A 17,483-nucleotide genomic window follows, 5' to 3' on the forward strand; every position below is an offset into this window, starting at 1 on the left:
GGCGATTCCATTTGTTTATGTGATTATTAGGGGAATGGGGAATACATAATATGAAAAAATGGATTATAGGGACAATTACAATGATTGTAATTGCGATAGGAGCTGTATTCGGTGTTACTAAACTGCTTAATTATATAGAAGAAGAGGAGAAGAGTCTTAAAGCACAAAATGTAATGGGGCAACAAGGGAAGAAAGCAAAGGAAGAGAAGCAACAAGCTAGTGAAGATGAAATTATTTCTACAATGCATAGGATGGTACATCAAAAAGTGAAATCCTCTGAAAAATGGGGATTTATTGAAATGACAAATAAGGAAATTCGTAGTGCGAAGAACGCAGTAGAAAGCAGTACGAATTTTAAACATAAATCAAAGCTACTTTCTACTTTGGAGCGTTGGGAGAAAGGAGACTTTTCACAAACGGTTGAGGAGCATAACTTTTTGTGGGAAATTCAAGGTGGTGATACCGGAAAGGCAACAGAACGCTTATCGCCAGAAGAAGAAAAACAGTATGTGAAAGAAATGAAAGGTAAATAAAAACATCGCCACTCTGGTGGCGATGCTTTTTCATTAAGAATGCTTTCGCACTAAAGTTCTAGTTGGCTGAGAAGCAACGGTTTTAAAATGAGAAAATAAATAACATCCTGTCACGACGATAATTGTCCCGGAAATTTGAATCCATGTTAGTTCTTCTCCAAGGAAAATAAATGCTAAAATAGCTGTGAAAATTGGATTGAAATTTAGAAAAATACCCGATGTAGTAGCTCCTAATTTCTGTACACCAATGTTCCAAAATACCATACAAAGGACCGTTGAAACGAGTCCTGTATATAAAAGTGATGTTATGAAGGAAGAATTAATATTGGAAACAGTGAAGTTGCCTATGTTAAATGGAAGCAATAAAATGACGCCGAAAATACCAGAATATAACGTCGCCATTAGCGGTGTAACTGTTTTTGTCGCCCATTTACTGCAAACAGAGTAAATACCCCAAATACATACTGCCGCCATCATCCATAAATCTCCGCTATTAAAATGTAGTGAAAATAAAAGTGCGAAATTTCCTTTTAAAAGGACGAGCATAACCCCGAAAAATGAAAGAATCATAGAAAGAATTTGAAGTGTATTTACTTTTTCTTTTAGAAATAGCACAGAAAATAATGCAATCGAAATAGCGTTCAATGTAGAAATAAGACCTACATTCGTTGCGGATGTTTTTTCTAGTGCTAAAAATTGAAAAATGTTAAAAAGAACGACTCCTGAAATTCCCATAAGTATTAACGGAAGTATTGCAGAGCGTGGTGGAATGATTTTCTTCTCTTTAAACCATACCATTGGTAATAAACAAATGATCGCAATTAGCCATCTTAAACTTGTCAGTGTCATCGGAGATGCATGATCGACGAGTGATTTCCCAACGACGAAATTTCCTCCCCATAATAAGCTTGTTAATAATAGTAAAAAGACATAAAAATAAGGCATGCTAAAAACCCCTTTGTTGAAATAAGAATGAACTGTAAATAATTTTAGCATTTTTCTTTATTGTCTAATATATTCTTTTGTATAATGGTGAAAATCCGATAAAATATTTCGTTAGAAATCTCATTTACAGAAAAATATTCAGTTTTATATAAGTTATGAGATGTTTCTTCGAATAATCATCGGTAAGAAAAAAGGAGGAATTTTGATGGAGTCATCTGTTATTAAAGTGCTTGATGATTTGGATGTGAAAATTTTAGATATATTGCAGAAAGAGTCACAAGTAAGTAATGCAGAGTTAGCACGCCGCGTTAATTTATCACCAGCTGCTATGCATGCAAGAATAAAAAGATTAGACGGGGAAGGATTCATTGATAAGCAAGTAGCAATTTTAAATCAAGAAAAGCTTGGATTTGATTTATTATGTTTCATTTTTATGAGCACGAATATTCATCAGTCGGAAAAACTTGAAGTGTTAGAACGAGAATTAGAATCTATGCCTGAAGTGTTAGAATGTCACTGTTTAACAGGCGAATATGATTATTTATTAAAAGTTGCGAATCGTGATCGTAAGGAGTTAGAGCAATTTATTAGAAAGTTAAATAAGCTAGGCATTACACGTATACAAACGAGTTTAGCACTTCGTGAAATTAAATATTCTACGGTATTGCCGATACGGAATGAGGAACCGAGCATCGATTAAGTTGCTTGGTTTTTTGTTTATATAAAATTCAGAAAAGTGATTGACGGAGAGAAAAGAGAGATGTATTATTATATGAAATTATGAATTAAAATTCATCTAATGTTATAAATATTAACACTGGGGCAAGGGGATATAATATGAAAATCTTTAATGCGGTTACAAGTGATGTGAAAGAAATTTATAATCTCATTGAAATGTATGCAAAAGAAGGAGTTGTTTTGCCGCGTGCTCTTTTGTCTCTCTATCAATATTTACAATGTTTATATGTTATGAAAGAAGGAGAGGAAGTCGTTGGAGTTGCTGGTTTACATGTGTTAGGAGAGGATCTTGCAGAAGTACGATCGTTAGTAGTTTCGCATACATATGCAGGAAAAGGGATAGGGCGTAAGTTAGTGAATCATGTAATGAATGAGGCGGCAAAGATAAAAGTGAACAGGGTAATTTCTTTAACATATGAAACGGAATTTTTTCAAAAGTGCGGGTTTGATTTTGTGAATAGAGAAGCATTACCAGAAAAAGTGTGGATTGATTGTAGACATTGTCCAAAAGTTGATTATTGTGATGAGGTGGCGATGATACGGTATGTTGGGTGAAATTTTTAGAGAGAAAAAAGGCCCACTATTATTTAAGAAATAGTGGGTATCTATATTTTAGTCAGAAATGAGATGTTGTTAAGAATTTGAATTCGTTTGTCTTACTGTAAAATTATAAAGCGGATCTCTAAGCTCAAAATTATACGTAGAACCATCGACAAGTCCTACAACTTTATCGTTATCATAAAGGTCAAGCATAAATTGTGCCATTTGTTTTGCAGTATGAAATTTCGGTACAACACCATCATATTGGAACTCATCAATATTAAATGAACGTTTCGCAAATTCTGTTTCAGTTGCAGCAGGAGCTAAAACTTTTGCTTGTAGTTTTGCACCTTGTTCTTTCAGTTCGTGAGATAGTCCTTCTGTAAATGCACTTACATAAAATTTCGTAGCACAGTACGTAACAGCATTAGCCACAATCGTGTATCCACCGCCCGATGAAACGTTAATAAGCTGTGTTCCATCAACCATTGAATAATCTCGAACGAAAAGAGAAGAGAGTATTGTTAGTGCTTCTATATTTACATGCAACATCGTCTCTATTTTATTTAAATTTTGTTCAGCAATTGAGGCGAAATTACCAAAACCTGCGTTGTTAATCCACGTTTCAATTTGAAAACTTTGTAGACTTTCATAAAATTTATAAACTTCTTCAGTGACGGATAAATCAGTTCTTCGAATGACAACATCCAACTCTGGATGCATTTCGTTAATTTTTAATTTTAATCCGTCTAATTCTTCTTGTCTTCGAGCTACAAGTACTAAATTTTTTCCGCGAGATGCAAAGGCTAAAGCTGATTCATAGCCAATTCCGGAACTTGCACCAGTAATAACAGTATATTTCATATAAAATCCCCCTAAGTTCAAATTAATTTAGTATGGTTAGATTCTATTTGTTAGAGTATACTCTAAGTCAAATGTTTTTTATAAAGCAGTTAAATATATGATGATAAATGGCGTGCGGAGGGAGTATGGTTATGTACACAATTAGCGAGGTAGCTAAATTATTAGGAGTGAGCACACATACATTACGTTATTATGAAAAGGAGAATATATTAATTGCAAATCGCGATGCAAATGGGAATAGATTGTATGAAGAGTCACATATAAAGTGGTTGCAGTTTGTAATGAAGTTAAAACAAACACAAATGCCGATAGCGAAAATAAGAGAATACGCTAGATTATATACAGAAGGGGAGCATACAACCGAAGCTCGTTTACAACTTTTAGAAAATCATAAAAAATCTATTCAAACTCAAAGAGAAAACTTAGTAATTACAGAGAAGATGCTTGAAAATAAAATTATTGCATACAAAGACTCGTTGGAAAGTAAATAGCGTACAAAATATTTCGTTCTTTATTGCATGTCGAAAAGGGAGTACAGGTCTTTGTTTTGGAATTTATCTATGAGTATTTTATTATACTGTGCCGATAAATTAAAAAAGAGCAGTTAGCTAAAGGCAACTGCTCGATTCAAAGGGATCTCCAAGGGGGGAATGGAGAAAATATTTTGTTACTACCATTATTGACAGATTATTAAGAAATATACACGTGGATTTAAGAAATCTAAAATATTTTTTGGTTAAGAGAATCCGGGTGTTGACACTTTATCAATTGGTCATGTAGAATATTTATGAATGACATTCAGTCATTTTTTATGTGAAAGGGTGTAGATAAGCAACTTTTATATGTAGTTAGCTTAATGACGGAACAAATATAAGGATAAATGAGGATGATATTGGCTTTTTAAATAGTAGTTAGCGTGAGATTATATTTTTTTAATCAAAAATGACTGACGGTCAGTCAGTGTATAATAGAAGGTGAGAGATATGAAAAATAAAGCTTGGTTATATGTCATATTAACATGTATTTTTGAAGTCTTTTGGGTGTTTGGTTTTAATACAGCTCATACTTGGTGGCATTGGTTCATTATTGTAGGAGTTATCGCTGTTGATTTTCACTTCCTTTCTAAAGCGTGTGAACATCTTGCGACAGGGACAGTATATGCGGTGTTTGCTGGGGCTGGTACTGTAGGAACTTTCTTAATGGATGTTTTTCTTTTCGGTGGAAGTTTTAGTTTAGGGAAATTATTCTTCATTGTGATGGTTGTAGCAGGCGTTATCGGTTTAAAATTGGCTGATAATAAAGCAGAGACTGTGGAAGAAACTATGGAAGGAGCTGCTTAAAAATGGGTTGGTTTTTCGTATTTTGTGCTGCAATTAGTGAAATAGTCGGTGTGATAGGCCTTAAGATGTATAGTAAAGATAAGACGTTAGCAAATGGAGCGATTTATATAGGTGGATTTGCAACTTCCTTCGCATTTTTATACACATCTTTCTTGTTCTTACAAGTAAGTGTGGCTTATGCGGTTTGGATTGGCATTGGAACAGCAGGCGCAGTTTTATTAAATATGTTTCTGTTTGGTGAATCGAAAAGTAAGGCACGTTTGATTAGTGTAGCTCTTATCGTATGTGGAGTTACGGGATTAAAGGCTCTTTCATAAGAAATTGATATGAAAGTTGAATCTCCTAACGATTTGTTGGGAGATTTTTATTATGAAAAGTGCACTATAATTGACAGTACAGCTAGTTATTTTATAAAATGAGTGACAGTCATTCAATACGCGTGTGAAAGGGTTTAGATGATGAATAAAAAAGAGAAAATTGTCTATGCAGCTATTGAAGTGTTTCAGGAAAAGGGCGTTGAAAAAACGAAGATTTCTGATATCGTAAAATTGGCTGGCATTGCACAAGGAACTTTCTATTTATATTTTCCTTCTAAGTTATCTGTTATGCCTGCAATAGCAGAAGTGATGGTTGAGAAGATGATACTTGCAGTGAAAGAAAAAGTACAGAACGATGCACCTTTTTCAAGTAAAGTTGCGCAAGTAATAGATGCAGTGTTTAACTTTATAGCTGAATATCGTGAAATACAAGCATTAATGTATGCGGGCCTTGCATCTACTGAACATATAAAAGAATGGGAAGCTGTATATGAGCCTCTTTATATGTGGCTAAGTGAATTTTTAAGTGAAGCAAAAGAAGCTGGTGAAATTCGTGATTCGGTTCATGCAGAGAGAACAGCGAAGTTATTTATTGCTCTTGTTGAATCAGCAGCGGAACAAGTTTATTTATATGATCATAAAGATGATGAGCAAGTCGAGCTACAAAAGGCAGAAGTACTAGATTTTTTAACACATGCACTACATATAAAGAAATAGTAAGATGAACCTGTCTGAAAAGATAGGTTCATTTCTGCGGGAAACTGAATGATAGTCATTCACCCTGTATTTATGTATGTGTGGAAGGATAGAGTGAAATTCTAATGAGTAGGGGCATCTTCACTCATTATTAGCCCACAAATAGCAGGATAAAGAAAAAGTTTCTTGGGCATTATTTTTGAGAGGAACTTACGGGAAGAGGTGTTAAAAATTGAAGAAACCGATAAAAGAACAAAAGATGGTATTGATCATTCTTTTGAGTAATATATTTATCGCTTTTTTAGGGATTGGATTAATCATTCCGGTTATGCCATCCTTTATGAATGATATGAATTTAACAGGAAAGACGATGGGCTATCTCGTTGCAGTATTTGCAATGGCTCAGCTTATTACTTCACCTATTACGGGTCGTTGGGTCGATCTTTACGGTAGGAAGAAAATGATAATCATTGGATTATTTATTTTTGGTGTTTCAGAGCTTCTTTTTGGATTAGGAAAAGATGTGTGGATGCTTTATGCAGCGAGGGTGTTAGGCGGGATTAGTGCTGCGTTTATTATGCCGGGTGTTACGGCATATGTTGCTGATATTACCTCTATTCAGGAACGTCCAAAAGCGATGGGATATCTTTCAGCCGCTATTAGTACCGGATTTATTATAGGACCTGGAATTGGTGGGTTTATTGCAGAATATGGTATACGTGTACCATTCTTTGTCGCAGCCATTATTGCCTTTATAGCATGCGTTATGTCTATATTTATTTTGAAAGAGCCTTTAACGAAAGAGGAGCTTGCAGAGATTTCTGTTAATACGAAAGACTCAAGTTTTATCGGGGATTTAAAGAAATCTTTAAATCCAATGTATGCAATTGCATTTATTATTGTATTTGTACTCGCTTTCGGTTTATCGGCATATGAAACTGTTTTTAGTCTGTTCTCGGATCATAAATTTGGTTTTACACCGAAAGATATTGCTGCAATTATTACAATTAGTTCAATCTTTGGGGTAGTTGTGCAAGTATTTATGTTTGGTAAATTGGTCGACATATTCGGCGAAAAAGTGTTAATTCAAATATGTTTAATTGTAGGCGCAGTGTTAGCATTTGTTTCAACTATAGTCTTTAATTATTGGATTGTACTTCTTGTTACTTGTTTTATTTTCCTCGCATTTGATTTACTCCGTCCAGCTTTAACGACGTTTTTATCAAAAGCGGCTGGGAAAGAGCAAGGATTTGTTGCTGGAATGAACTCAACTTATACGAGCTTAGGGAATATTGTAGGGCCGGCGATGGGCGGAATATTATTTGATGTAAATATTAATTATCCATATGCTTTCTCAGGAGTTGTTTTAATCGTTGGTCTCGGCATTACATTTATGTGGAGAGAGAAGCAGTTAGCTGAAAGTTTAGCAAAATAATTTAATAAGTAATGAAAAATCCCTTACCGTTGTAAGGGGTTTTTGTTTTATCCCGCTATTTGCGGGCTAATAATCATTGGGGGATGGACAAAACCCCCAATGATTAAAGTTTCACTTTACAAACTTAATCCAAATCGCTTTAATTCAATAAATATCCCCTCTAATTGCTTTCCTTTATCCGTTAATGTGTACTCTACACGAGGCGGAACTTCTGGATATACTTTTCTCGTTATAATCCCTTGTGCTTCTAATTCTTTTAGTCGAAGCGATAATGTTTTCGGACTAATCCCATCCATTGATTTTTGTAAATCACTAAATCGTAACGTTCCTTCGATAAGAAGGTCTCGAATAATTAAAAATGTCCATTTTGTACTAATTACGTCAAGCGTTTTAGCGATAGGGCATGGAATACCAGGTAAACCTTTCGTTAATACAACTGGATCTATGTTGTTCATGGAAATAGCCTCCATAAAATTTTTTGAATGAATTTGCTTTATCGTATCACAAAACTATCTTTTCGGTAACTATATGAAAAAAATATCACTACTTCCATAAAGGAAGTTAGTGCATATACAATAGCAATAGGAAATACAAAGGGTTTGTATGAGGAGGAGGTGATTTCCATGGTTATAAAAAAGTTGTTTACGTTCCTTAGTTTTTTTGTCATTTGCATTGTGCTTGCAGCGTGCAGTGGGGAGCAAAAAACTGAAATTCAGTTATTAAAGGAAATGCCGAAGCCAAAAGCAATGACAATGGATCCTTCATTAAGTAAAAAAGAAGCGACAGAAATTGTTCATGCTGCTCAGCGTTTTTACGCATTTTGGGATACAGGTAAGGAGGAACTTATTCCGCATACTGTTACTGAAAAATTTTTCGATAATACATTGCCGAAAGGCCGTCCACAAGGTACTGAAGGCTTAAAATTTGCGGCGCAAAATTTTCGTAAAGTCGTTCCTGATATACATTGTGAGATTGAAGATTTATTGGTGGTTGGTGATAAAGTAACAGCTCGTCTTTCTTTTACAGGAACTCATAATGGTAAAAACATTCGTTTTTTTGCAATTGATATTTTGCATGTGAAAGACGGAAAGATAACGGAAGATTGGCATTTAGAAGATAATCTTACGCTGAAACAGCAACTGGGCTTAATAGCTGAAGAGTAGATCATATAAGGGAGAGAAAAGCGATGGGAAATATATTGATTATAAATGGACATGAAAAATACGGTTCAAAGGAAGGACGATTAAATAAAACGTTAGTTGATTATATGGTAACTGTATTAAGCGAAAATCATCATGTGAAAACAACAACGATTCAAGATGGATATAGTATTAAAGAAGAACAAGAGAAGTTTTTATGGGCCGGTGTTGTGGTTTATCAAACACCAATTTATTGGTTTAGTGTCCCGGGATTATTTAAAACGTATATGGATGAAATATATGAATACGGCTTGTTCTTTAAAGGTGCAGATGAATACGGAACAGGTGGTTTATTAAAAGAGAAGCAGTATATGTTTTCCACAACTTGGAATGCACCTGAAAAAGCATTTGGAGATAAGACGAAGTTCTTTGAAGGAGAAAGTTTAGAATCAACGCTTAGTCATTTACATCGTGTGCAGAAGTTTCTCGGTATGAGTCCATTAAAGAGTTTTGCTTGTTATGATGTGGTGAAGAATCCGGATATAGAGCAATACTTATTAAACTTGAAAAATCATTTGGATGAAGTAATTAAATAATAGTTTGCATCTTTGTGTGCAAGAAGGTTCCTCTTTAAAAATGTAAAAGAAGGTATTACTAAGGATGTAATACCTTCTTTTGCATTCGTGAAAATTACTTAATTCTTATTGGCTTAAAGTCTTCATAAGCGGAATCTAATATTTTATCCCACATACCCCCACTGATTATAGTTTCACTTTATGAAATACGTTGAAAATCTTTACTCATACAGGACTGTTTTAGTTTTTTTGATTTAATCAAATATTTAATATCAGAGATGTTATCATATGAAAGCTGAATATGATAATAGTTTATATACTCAAATAATGCAAAAACATAAACAAATAGTGCGAATGATAGCCCTACTAAAGGTAATTGAGGATACCAAATTACAAAATCAATAGTAAACATAATAAGTCCTGTGATAATCAATCCAATATTTATCTTTTTTAGCATTTTTAAATATTGAATAATCACAATAGGTGTAACAGATGTTTTCTCTTTTTTTAGTCGTTTCCACTTTACGTACCAGTAAACAGTTCCTTGTAGTAAGAGAAACTCTAAAAGAAGAAATGAGATCCAAAAAGAGTATAGGGAATATAAATATAATGTAGGATAAGCATAATTAATTAAGTAACTTGTAAAAATAAAAGTAATGACTGAAAATAACTCACCTGTGTATAGATAGGAAAGCCTTTTTTCTAGGTTGCTTTTCATGGTTCTTCTCCTTTTATAAAAAACGTCACATTTTAACGCGGGGATGGCTGTATCCATAACTTCGCAAAATTCGCCCAACCGAATGAATCAATTGTTACGTTTTTTAAAGAAGAGGGATAGGTTTTTCTTTTTAAAACGTGATAGTTAAATAAAATAATGTACTCAGTTTGTAAAAACTCTTCAATCTCATACATGAGTTCATAGCGCTTTTCTTTACTTTCTTCTAATAGAAATGTATCTAGTAAGCAATTAATTTGTTTTTCATAGTGCGGATCCATGAATCGACTTATAAAACAACTTTTATTTTTAAATACATTTAAAAATGCAATTTCATGCTCGGTAGCAAAAACTTCTCCCATGAAAATAATATCAGCGTGTTTATCGATAGAACGATCCATATAATCTGAAACGAGAAATGGATGGAGTTCTACTTGTATACCTAAACTATTACAACATTCTTTTAGGAAGTCAGCGTCGTTTGCACTATCTTTAAATGCGAAGAAGTAAATATGTATCGTTTCGCCATTATAGGTGCTCTTTTTCAAATACTCTTTCGCTTTTTCTAAAGAGTAGGACCTATTAGGAGCTTGGCGGCTTCTTTCAGGAAAGAAGCTTGATGCTGTGATTGTTCGATTTCCTTCTAAATCACGGAGGATCGTTTCAACATCATATATTTCTCTCCAAGCTTTACGAAAGTAAATATCGTGATGTGGACCAGGTTTTGTAAAGTTGAAGCTAGCGTAAATACAACCTATTTCTTCTATTTGTATATTGTGTCTTTCGTTTTCCTTTTCATTTGGTAGTTCATAATCAGCATCAATTTGAACATGATCTGGAATACGCCAAAACTCAATGCGGTCTAGTAACGCACGTTCTTTAAAATAATGGGTAAAAGCTTCAAGCACGATATTATCTTCAGAGTAATGAGTAAGTTTGAAAGGCCCAGTACCTATGTAATGATAATTTTGGATACTCGCATCATGCGGTAAAATTGCGAGTTGCATGGAACTTACATAATGTAAGAAAAATAAATTCGGTTTTGCTAAATGGAATCGTATTTGTAGTGGTGATGGTGTTTCAATTTGAACAATTTCTTCTGTTAACCATTCGAAAGGAGATTGAATTTGCTTTAATCTTTCAAATGAAAATTGCACATCTGTAGAAGTTAAAACCGTTTCATTATGAAAATGTATATCTTTTCGTAAATAGAACGTCCATGTAAGCTGGTCTTCACTTAATTCCCACGTATGAGCAATGTGCGGTTCCATTTTTTCGGTAACATCGTTATAAACGACTAATGTATCAAAAATTTGACTAGTAAGATGGCTCTCTGTTGTGACAGCCGCAAAAGCCGGATCTAGCGGCATTACTTTTCGTGATATGGGGATTTTTAATATATCGTACATATCATTTGAAGGTTCATAGCCAAAATGATGATGGAGTTTATTTTCTATCTTTTTTTGAAGTGCAAGAGGAAGGGGTTCTTTTAAAAGAAGAAAGATATCTTTTAATTTTTCTTGCGCTAACAGTTCATCTGTATAGCATTCAATTGATTCTACTAAACTATGTACAAATATAATTTCAGTTTTATTCCCGCGGCCTCGCCCTGGAGTCCAGTAAATTAGTTGTTCTTCGCTCATTTTCTTTAATAAAATCTTCACGTTTTTCGTACTGCAATATAAAACATCCGCTAATTCTTGTAAGCTATTTCGCATATGTTGCTGATCTTGTGAATGTAACCTTAAACGAATGTAATAGTCCATAATTTTCATATGTGTACACTTCCTTCTATATAAAAGGGGAAACTCTTTAGAATATTCTAACCTTTTTCCTCCTCTTTTTCAAAGTAAAATGAATAAGCATAAGGAGGGGAAAACGATGGGGTTTTGGAGTATGCATCGAAATATAAAAATTAGAATTATAACATCATTTTTAACACGAGCTGTATCAACGATGATTTTTCCGTTTATGGCAATTTATTTTTCAATAAAGTTAGGTAGTGCGGTTGCTGGTGCTTTACTATTAATTAATGTAATAGCTTCATTAATAATTGGTTTATACGGTGGGTATATTGGAGATCGGCTCGGTCGTAAAAAAGTAATGATTATCGGCCAAAGTATACAAGTCGTTTCCATTGCTTGTATGGGAATTGCGAACTCAGACTATGTAGATTCACCGTGGTTAACGTTTTTATTTATGCTCGTGAACAGCTTAGGATCTGGACTTATGAATCCAGCGACGGAAGCGATGTTAATCGATGTGAGTACACCTGAAAATCGAAAAGTGATGTACAGCATTAACTACTGGGCTATTAACTTATCGATTGCAATTGGAGCGATATTTGGTGGATTACTATTTGAAAACTATAGATTACAATTGTTTATCGTATTAACGGCTGTGGCGGTCATTACTTTATATGTGATGGCTATATATATGGAAGAAGTGTATGTGGCGCGAAAAACTGTAGAGAAGAAAAATGTATTAAAGGATATGGCGGATAGTTATAAAGTTGTGATGAAAGACCGAGCGTTTTTAATTTTTTGTGCAGCAAGTATATGTACATTATCTTTAGAGTTTCAAATTAATAATTATTTAGGGATACGTTTGCAGAAGGAATTTGAAACGATTCACTTTTTCTTCGGAAATGGTTTTACGTTTGATTTAACAGGTATTCGAATGCTGAGCTGGATATCTACAGAGAATACAATTTTAATTGTATTATTTTCGGCGCTTGTTATTAAAATGTTGAAGAGCTTCAACGATTTAAAAATCTTATATGTAGGCTTATTCATTTATACAATTGGATTCACCATACTTGGAACGAGCAATAGCTTATGGATTTTATTAATTGCGGGGCTTTTCCAAACTGTAGGAGAGATGATGTATGTACCGGTTCGTCAATCTATAATGGCGGATATGGTGCCAAGTGAGGCGCGAGGTTCTTATATGGCGATTAACGGAATGGTCTTTCAAGTGGCGAAAATGAACGGTGCATTAGGTGTTATGTTAGGTTCATTTATTGCATCTTGGGGAATGAGTGCGCTGTATTTTATCGTTGGTATGAGCAGTATTTTATTATTTATGAAGGCGATTGGAAAAGAGAAGTATCAAGATGAACGAAACGTTTCTAAGATTGGATAAAGCTATCTAAAAAGCGAACTGGTTATGCTGGGACTCGCTTTTTAGATAGCTTCTAAAACGGATCAACTTCAGCTAAATTAGGATTGGCATTTGGATTTGTTAATAAGGTTTTTAGTTCACCCACTTCTGAGAGAGCGACGAGAATATAACCACTAATGAGGACGATGAGTCCGATGACTCGTAATGTTTGCAATTTAATGTCACGGCTATTTTCCTCTGAGGTGTTTTGGGGCGTTGCAGGCGGATTGTTGTTCATAATAGAGCTCCTATCTTTTTTATTTATATGTGCGAAATCATTATTAACGTATGGATAGGAATTGTATAGTCATTTTCACTATATGAGAAATGCCTATGAAAAGTGATTATAAATTTTAGGACGAGAAAAGAGGCTGCTATGTGCAGCCTCTATTTTAGTTATAAAGAAGAAATACGTTTCTTCGTTTTTGGTACAACAATAAACTTTAACCAAAGTACGCCGATTAACATAATAATCAAAGCATATAGTAATTGTCCTGTAGCAACGAGTATAACACTTGAAAATACAATGAGTTGAATACTTAGTAATGTGAGAATTAAGCTGAGAAATTGATTCATTCTTTCTTCAGTAGCAATTGGATATAATGCCACGATAATATTTCCTGAAAAATATTTCCACAGCGAACGAAGCTGCATAGAGATCATGTATAGGACGATGTAAGCAATAGCGCCTTTTACATATAGATTCGGTACGAAATATACGATAAAGGAACCGATTAACCCCAAGCGAATATATATACCAAAATAATCATTCCCACGTAAAAACGATAGTGTATGTAAATAGAAGAAAGTAGCTTGTTTTTTATGTAGTAAAGGTTCGATCCAATTTGTAAGCCATTTTCTGCCGTTTACTTGTTTTTTTAGCTGCGGAACATCAGTGAAGATGCTAGCGAATTGATAAAAGCGTATGTCCATTTTTTCTTCTTGTTCAATTATGTATTCCCACGGTATTCGCTTTGTGGGCTGCTTTTTTGTATATAGGAGTAGGAAGGCAAGAAGTAATAGTAAGCCACCTAGCACAATGATATTTGCAACATAAAACAGCATGTAAATGATAAGTGCATTACAAGCAATACGAATGATAAGCCATATGTTTTTTTCATAACTATCACGCCATATCCAATGTATGTATATGTTCCAGCCCTTTAGAATCATTAAAATTATAAAGATTGTACATAGAAAAGGTACGGTTAATTGTAATGATTGCATGGCAAGCGGTACGATAATAAGGAACATAAATACAAGCGGGAAAAGCTGAATGATGTAATTATATAGAAGAGATTTTTTAAAATAAGATGTTAATTTCTCTTCTAGCGCTAGTAAATAGACAGCATCAGGTTTTTGAATAAATGTGCGAATTGGGCATCTCGTTATAATGAGTGTAAGTACGATTGTGATGAGTAATAAAGATATTCCTTTAGAAGGATCCGTTTTAAGAAACTTGGCGTAATAATATGCACCTACACATGAGACGAAGATGAAGCTATATAGCAAACCGTTAATCATACGTGCAAAGTATGTGATGGCATTTTGAATATGTTGTTGAAAGCGAGAGCTCCATAGTGATTCGATTGACATGTTTTTCACCTCTTTTTTCTATTATATATGTTTTATTAAGCAAAAAACGAGCAAATTGCGTTATGCAACTTGCTCGTTTTTCTTTTCGTTATTTTTTTTCTGATCACGATTCATTAATGGATAGAAGGCAAAGCCAATTACGAATAAACCAATCCCGAGAAGGAATGTTTTTATATCGGATGCGCCTGTTTTAATAACCCATAGTGCATAGCAAAGTGCGATCGCTGCGACTATGCCATCTGTAATTCTTGCCCGCATTTCATTTTTGTATGTTTCACCAGTTGCGACTAGCTTTAACTGGAAGATTGGTGAAACGAGATATGGAATGAGGTAGGCTAAAGTTGATACTGTAATAACGAATGTATAAGCTTCCGCAATTGTTCCTGATAATGTTGAGAATAAGAACACTTGCGACATAATGTTTGTTAATCGTAGTGAATGAATTGGACTTCCTTTTTTATTTGTTTTTGCGAAGAAGGAAGGGAAGAAACCTTCTTTTGCTGCTTGATAAGGCACTTCTGAGCTTAATAAAATCCAGCCTAATATGGAACCGAATAGGGAAGTAAGAGCAAGTAATGCCATAAGTTTCCCGCCGCCGTGCCCCATTGCAGCGTTTAATGCATCTGCTAATGGACGTTCAGAAGCTTGTAATTTATCAACGTGAAGTACACCCATTGTTAAAATTGTAATTCCTAAGTAAATTGCAACTGTTATTAGTAAACCGGCAACTGTTGCACGTTTTACCGTTTTGGGAGAAGTAGCTCGGTTTGATAAAAGAACGGCTGATTCAATCCCGATAAATGCCCAAAGTGTTGTAAGAGCAGCTAAGTTTACTTGTGAAAGGAGACCGTGTGATACGCCTTCTTTATCGATCATTGGTGTATACCATTGTCCAAATTTTGAAGCTTCGAACGCAAATAACGTAACAATGATGAATAGAAGGAATCCAGTTACTTTCGTTGTTGTTGCTAAGAAGTTAAGCTTCCCAGCTCCGCTTACACCGTTTGTTAAAATTAAATGTGTGCCCCATAGTAAGACAGAACAAATAGTAAATGTAAGTAGTTTTCCAACTTCTATATTGAAAGAGCCGATTGAAAACAATAGTCGTGTATCTTTCATAATCGGGAAGAAGAGCGATAAATATCCCGCGAAAGATGTAATGATGGCAACGTTACTTGCCCAGTTTGCAACCCAATATCCCCATACTATGCTGAAACCAGCCATTTTTTTCTTTTTTGGTGATGAGAATAAGGCATATGCATGACTTTGTGGTCCTGTCGTTAAATCAGGACGACGAATTGCTAAATTACCGAAAACAAGAGCTAGCATTAAAACACCAAACCCTGTTGTTAACCAAGCTAAAGTGACACCGAGAGGGCTAGCTGTTTGTGCCAACGTACTTGGCACCATGAAAATACCAGCGCCAACCATGTTACCGACAACGAAAGCTGTTAGTACCCAAAAGCCCCATTTTTTTTGTTGCATAGAAAATACCTCCAAAGTTAGTATAACCAAGTCAAGCGAGGAGATATGTATGTCTTCCTAAGTAAGGAAGAGAAGTCCCAAACAAAACAAAAAAAGCACGTAATTTGCCGCTACATGCTTTCTATCTTATAAGAAACCCACGACATACCTCTCGATAGCTCTCCACAAACGAAACGTTTGTGACAGTTCTGCACTTATTAAATGCAGACCCAGCAAGCGCGCATGGTGGGCACGTCTTACTTCGGCAACCATTCCTTTCTCATTCCTTCATCAATGCCACTACATCTCCTGAAATGATACTTTTAATGATTGCAACCTCTACCTCACCGAGATACGAATGAGGATTTAAATATTAAATTAACGTATTTAAGAGTAACAAATGTATTTTTATACGTCAATGGATATGGTAATAATCAGATTATGGAGAAGAGTTTGTGATTAAAAGCGAGAGGGATTGTTATACAATATTTGAATTTTCGTAATATAATACATGTTATTAGCGCTAGAAGATTGAGAAGGGGATGAAGTATATGTCTGTATGTAATAAAAATTCCGTAATAGGTGTACTAGATTCAGGGGTCGGGGGATTAACAGTTGCTAGTGAGATTATGCGTCAATTACCTAAAGAGAGCATTTACTATATTGGTGATAATGAGCGTTGTCCGTATGGGCCAAGAAGTGTAGAGGAGGTACAATCTTTCATATTTGAAATGGTTGAGTTCCTCAAACAGTTTCCATTAAAAGCTCTAGTGGTAGCATGTAATACTGGTGCAGCTGCTGCATTGACTGATTTGCAAGAAGCACTTTCCATTCCAGTTATTGGCGTTATACATCCGGGAGCAAGAGCTGCAATTAAAGTGACAAAGAAAGGGAAAATAGGGGTAATTGGAACTGTAGGTACGATAAAATCTAACATGTACGAAAAAGCATTGCACGAGCTTGATACATATTTGGAAGTGCATAGTCATGCGTGTCCGACTTTAGCTACAGTTGTAGAAAATCACTTAGAAGATACAGCATATGTAACGCAGCAAGTGAAACAAGCTTTACTGCCATTAACGAAAGAAGATATAGATACGTTAATTCTTGGGTGTACGCATTATCCACTTTTAGAGTCCTATATAAAAAAGGAGTTAGGAGAGGCTGTGACAATTATTAGCTCTGCAGAAGAAACAGCGATAGAGTTAAGTACCATTTTACAGCACAAAGGAATTTTGTCTGACAATCTTAATCCGAAGCATCGATTTTTTACAACAGGCTCTGTTTTATCGTTTGAACATATTGCTGAGCGTTGGCTAGGGTATCAAATTTCTGTAGAATGTGTGAATTTACCTATGGAAAAACAACTCGTGAACTAAATTGTATAAAAAGAAGCTGATCTAAAACTAGATCAGCTTCCACAT

Annotated in this window: 20 protein-coding genes and 1 riboswitch; of the genes, 12 read left to right on the forward strand and 8 right to left on the reverse strand. The window is 34.8% G+C overall.

All coding sequences use genetic code 11. The features are described 5' to 3' along the window. The first annotated feature begins 50 nt into the window (after positions 1-50). Positions 51-533, forward strand: a complete 483-nt coding sequence (locus NSQ47_RS24850) for a PRK06770 family protein (protein ID WP_002159153.1) — start codon at positions 51-53, stop codon at positions 531-533. Positions 534-566: 33 nt separating this feature from the next. Here the strand turns inward: NSQ47_RS24850 and NSQ47_RS24855 are convergent, their stop codons facing one another. After that, on the reverse strand, positions 567-1,478 hold the full coding sequence (locus NSQ47_RS24855) for a DMT family transporter (protein WP_070127966.1): 912 nt from the start codon (positions 1,476-1,478) through the stop codon (positions 567-569). Between the two features lie 205 nt (positions 1,479-1,683). Between NSQ47_RS24855 and NSQ47_RS24860 the strand changes: the two genes are divergently transcribed. After that, positions 1,684-2,178 (forward strand): Lrp/AsnC family transcriptional regulator, encoded by a 495-nt coding sequence (locus NSQ47_RS24860; RefSeq protein WP_016103820.1) that lies wholly within the window; start codon positions 1,684-1,686, stop codon positions 2,176-2,178. Positions 2,179-2,315: 137 nt separating this feature from the next. Next, positions 2,316-2,771: an N-acetyltransferase gene (locus NSQ47_RS24865; protein ID WP_002114911.1), complete on the forward strand. Its 456-nt coding sequence runs from the start codon at positions 2,316-2,318 to the stop codon at positions 2,769-2,771. A 78-nt stretch (positions 2,772-2,849) separates the two neighbouring features. Here NSQ47_RS24865 and NSQ47_RS24870 read toward each other — a convergent pair whose 3' ends face one another. After that, complete coding sequence (locus tag NSQ47_RS24870; protein WP_002159149.1) at positions 2,850-3,620, reverse strand: SDR family NAD(P)-dependent oxidoreductase; 771 nt, start codon at positions 3,618-3,620, stop codon at positions 2,850-2,852. Positions 3,621-3,751: 131 nt separating this feature from the next. Here NSQ47_RS24870 and NSQ47_RS24875 point away from each other — a divergent pair, with 131 nt between their 5' ends. The 5 genes from NSQ47_RS24875 (at position 3,752) to NSQ47_RS24895 (ending at position 7,408) form a co-directional block, all read left to right on the forward strand. Continuing rightward, a complete protein-coding gene (locus NSQ47_RS24875; protein ID WP_131232381.1) occupies positions 3,752-4,111 on the forward strand; it encodes a MerR family transcriptional regulator in 360 nt (119 codons plus the stop codon). A 492-nt stretch (positions 4,112-4,603) separates the two neighbouring features. Further along, complete coding sequence (locus NSQ47_RS24880) at positions 4,604-4,960, forward strand: DMT family transporter (RefSeq protein ID WP_002114907.1); 357 nt, start codon at positions 4,604-4,606, stop codon at positions 4,958-4,960. A 2-nt stretch (positions 4,961-4,962) separates the two neighbouring features. Then, entirely contained in the window at positions 4,963-5,277 is a 315-nt protein-coding gene (locus NSQ47_RS24885; protein ID WP_000539672.1) for a DMT family transporter, read from the forward strand. 138 nt (positions 5,278-5,415) lie between these two features. Continuing rightward, positions 5,416-5,994, forward strand: coding sequence for a TetR family transcriptional regulator (locus tag NSQ47_RS24890; protein WP_002010815.1), 579 nt, complete (start codon positions 5,416-5,418; stop codon positions 5,992-5,994). A 211-nt stretch (positions 5,995-6,205) separates the two neighbouring features. Next, positions 6,206-7,408: an MFS transporter gene (locus NSQ47_RS24895; protein WP_002159145.1), complete on the forward strand. Its 1,203-nt coding sequence runs from the start codon at positions 6,206-6,208 to the stop codon at positions 7,406-7,408. Between the two features lie 116 nt (positions 7,409-7,524). Here NSQ47_RS24895 and NSQ47_RS24900 read toward each other — a convergent pair whose 3' ends face one another. Then, a complete protein-coding gene (locus tag NSQ47_RS24900; RefSeq protein ID WP_001059473.1) occupies positions 7,525-7,863 on the reverse strand; it encodes a winged helix-turn-helix transcriptional regulator in 339 nt (112 codons plus the stop codon). A 168-nt stretch (positions 7,864-8,031) separates the two neighbouring features. On the opposite strand from NSQ47_RS24900, the gene NSQ47_RS24905 reads away from it, so the two are divergent. After that, complete coding sequence (locus tag NSQ47_RS24905) at positions 8,032-8,571, forward strand: ester cyclase (protein ID WP_341038180.1); 540 nt, start codon at positions 8,032-8,034, stop codon at positions 8,569-8,571. A gap of 23 nt (positions 8,572-8,594) precedes the next feature. Next, the gene (locus tag NSQ47_RS24910; RefSeq protein WP_078174018.1) at positions 8,595-9,143 is read left to right on the forward strand and encodes an NAD(P)H-dependent oxidoreductase; all 549 of its coding nucleotides are present in this window, start codon (positions 8,595-8,597) and stop codon (positions 9,141-9,143) included. Positions 9,144-9,321: 178 nt separating this feature from the next. Here NSQ47_RS24910 and NSQ47_RS24915 read toward each other — a convergent pair whose 3' ends face one another. Together NSQ47_RS24915 and NSQ47_RS24920 are read right to left on the reverse strand one after the other, a co-directional pair. Continuing rightward, positions 9,322-9,840, reverse strand: coding sequence for a general stress protein (locus NSQ47_RS24915; RefSeq protein ID WP_341038181.1), 519 nt, complete (start codon positions 9,838-9,840; stop codon positions 9,322-9,324). 32 nt (positions 9,841-9,872) lie between these two features. Then, positions 9,873-11,612 carry an SgrR family transcriptional regulator gene (locus NSQ47_RS24920; protein ID WP_341038182.1) on the reverse strand — a complete coding sequence of 580 codons (1,740 nt, stop codon included), beginning with the start codon at positions 11,610-11,612 and terminating at the stop codon, positions 9,873-9,875. A gap of 106 nt (positions 11,613-11,718) precedes the next feature. On the opposite strand from NSQ47_RS24920, the gene NSQ47_RS24925 reads away from it, so the two are divergent. Continuing rightward, positions 11,719-12,981 (forward strand): MDR family MFS transporter, encoded by a 1,263-nt coding sequence (locus tag NSQ47_RS24925; RefSeq protein WP_341038183.1) that lies wholly within the window; start codon positions 11,719-11,721, stop codon positions 12,979-12,981. Positions 12,982-13,033: 52 nt separating this feature from the next. On the opposite strand, the gene NSQ47_RS24930 is transcribed toward NSQ47_RS24925, so the two are convergent. From NSQ47_RS24930 to NSQ47_RS24940, 3 genes are all read right to left on the reverse strand, one after another. Beyond that, complete coding sequence (locus NSQ47_RS24930) at positions 13,034-13,237, reverse strand: hypothetical protein (RefSeq protein WP_002114883.1); 204 nt, start codon at positions 13,235-13,237, stop codon at positions 13,034-13,036. Between the two features lie 158 nt (positions 13,238-13,395). Further along, complete coding sequence (locus NSQ47_RS24935; RefSeq protein WP_341038184.1) at positions 13,396-14,595, reverse strand: ABC transporter permease; 1,200 nt, start codon at positions 14,593-14,595, stop codon at positions 13,396-13,398. Between the two features lie 60 nt (positions 14,596-14,655). After that, on the reverse strand, positions 14,656-16,080 hold the full coding sequence (locus NSQ47_RS24940; protein ID WP_002114879.1) for an amino acid permease: 1,425 nt from the start codon (positions 16,078-16,080) through the stop codon (positions 14,656-14,658). 147 nt (positions 16,081-16,227) lie between these two features. Then, positions 16,228-16,409: riboswitch (Lysine riboswitch) on the reverse strand. Between the two features lie 201 nt (positions 16,410-16,610). On the opposite strand from NSQ47_RS24940, the gene racE reads away from it, so the two are divergent. Beyond that, positions 16,611-17,438 (forward strand): glutamate racemase, encoded by an 828-nt coding sequence (racE, locus tag NSQ47_RS24945; RefSeq protein WP_070138802.1) that lies wholly within the window; start codon positions 16,611-16,613, stop codon positions 17,436-17,438. Positions 17,439-17,483: the final 45 nt, after the last annotated feature.

Origin of the sequence: Bacillus sp. FSL R10-2780 (assembly GCF_038006125.1) — a bacterium.
In the GTDB taxonomy this organism is placed as follows: Bacteria; Bacillota; Bacilli; order Bacillales; family Bacillaceae_G; genus Bacillus_A; species Bacillus_A cereus_U.

Coding starts and splice junctions, on each gene's coding strand:
- NSQ47_RS24850 (WP_002159153.1), top strand. CDS start 51: ATGAAAAAATGGATTATAGGGACAATTACAATGATTGTAATTGCGATA.
- NSQ47_RS24855 (WP_070127966.1), bottom strand. CDS start 1,478: ATGCCTTATTTTTATGTCTTTTTACTATTATTAACAAGCTTATTATGG.
- NSQ47_RS24860 (WP_016103820.1), top strand. CDS start 1,684: ATGGAGTCATCTGTTATTAAAGTGCTTGATGATTTGGATGTGAAAATT.
- NSQ47_RS24865 (WP_002114911.1), top strand. CDS start 2,316: ATGAAAATCTTTAATGCGGTTACAAGTGATGTGAAAGAAATTTATAAT.
- NSQ47_RS24870 (WP_002159149.1), bottom strand. CDS start 3,620: ATGAAATATACTGTTATTACTGGTGCAAGTTCCGGAATTGGCTATGAA.
- NSQ47_RS24875 (WP_131232381.1), top strand. CDS start 3,752: ATGTACACAATTAGCGAGGTAGCTAAATTATTAGGAGTGAGCACACAT.
- NSQ47_RS24880 (WP_002114907.1), top strand. CDS start 4,604: ATGAAAAATAAAGCTTGGTTATATGTCATATTAACATGTATTTTTGAA.
- NSQ47_RS24885 (WP_000539672.1), top strand. CDS start 4,963: ATGGGTTGGTTTTTCGTATTTTGTGCTGCAATTAGTGAAATAGTCGGT.
- NSQ47_RS24890 (WP_002010815.1), top strand. CDS start 5,416: ATGATGAATAAAAAAGAGAAAATTGTCTATGCAGCTATTGAAGTGTTT.
- NSQ47_RS24900 (WP_001059473.1), bottom strand. CDS start 7,863: ATGAACAACATAGATCCAGTTGTATTAACGAAAGGTTTACCTGGTATT.
- NSQ47_RS24905 (WP_341038180.1), top strand. CDS start 8,032: ATGGTTATAAAAAAGTTGTTTACGTTCCTTAGTTTTTTTGTCATTTGC.
- NSQ47_RS24910 (WP_078174018.1), top strand. CDS start 8,595: ATGGGAAATATATTGATTATAAATGGACATGAAAAATACGGTTCAAAG.
- NSQ47_RS24915 (WP_341038181.1), bottom strand. CDS start 9,840: ATGAAAAGCAACCTAGAAAAAAGGCTTTCCTATCTATACACAGGTGAG.
- NSQ47_RS24920 (WP_341038182.1), bottom strand. CDS start 11,612: ATGAAAATTATGGACTATTACATTCGTTTAAGGTTACATTCACAAGAT.
- NSQ47_RS24925 (WP_341038183.1), top strand. CDS start 11,719: ATGGGGTTTTGGAGTATGCATCGAAATATAAAAATTAGAATTATAACA.
- NSQ47_RS24930 (WP_002114883.1), bottom strand. CDS start 13,237: ATGAACAACAATCCGCCTGCAACGCCCCAAAACACCTCAGAGGAAAAT.
- NSQ47_RS24935 (WP_341038184.1), bottom strand. CDS start 14,595: ATGTCAATCGAATCACTATGGAGCTCTCGCTTTCAACAACATATTCAA.
- NSQ47_RS24940 (WP_002114879.1), bottom strand. CDS start 16,080: ATGCAACAAAAAAAATGGGGCTTTTGGGTACTAACAGCTTTCGTTGTC.
- racE (WP_070138802.1), top strand. CDS start 16,611: ATGTCTGTATGTAATAAAAATTCCGTAATAGGTGTACTAGATTCAGGG.